Raw genomic sequence first — 541 nt, 5'->3', positions numbered from 1 at the left:
ATATTTCGCAGCTTTTCCGACGGCATATAGCGCAATACCATAAACGGCTGCATCGGCAAACATATCTAGAGAATCAGCAATCAATCCTGTAGACGCAGCAATAATACCGCTGATGAATTCTATAAAGAAAAGTAGAGCATTAATACCTAATAACAGTTTAAGTACTTTAGCTTGTCTCACAGGATCAGGTTCATTAGGTATATCGCCTGAAGAAAGCTGTATTTCATCAAGTTTCGCCCCAAAACCCAGTCCTTCGAGTTTAGCCGTAATTTGCTGAATCCCTTCATTATGGAAGACTTTCAGTTTTCGATTGGGAAGATCAAAAGTAAGACCTTTAACTGCTTCAATATCTGCAAGAGCCATACGGACCATTTGCTCTTCAGCAGAGCAATCCATTTTAGGAATGGTGTAGGTACTTGTTTGCTTAGCCTGTTGATTGCTTATATAAGTTTCAGTCTTCACAAGCTTTGCACCAAAACCCAAAGCTTCAAGTTTGGTGGTTATATTTTCATCTTTTTGATTATGTAGAACCTTTAAAGAA

The 541-nt window shown here is 38.4% G+C and carries 1 pseudogene; it reads right to left on the bottom strand.

What is annotated here, in order from left to right:
* Positions 1–541 (bottom strand): annotated as a pseudogene (locus ACE01T_RS16215) (cation transporter); the annotation flags it as partial.

Origin of the sequence: Acinetobacter uliginosus (genome assembly GCF_044130295.1) — a bacterium.
Lineage (GTDB): Bacteria > Pseudomonadota > Gammaproteobacteria > Pseudomonadales > Moraxellaceae > Acinetobacter.
This window is presented reverse-complemented; position numbering and strand designations above follow the sequence as displayed.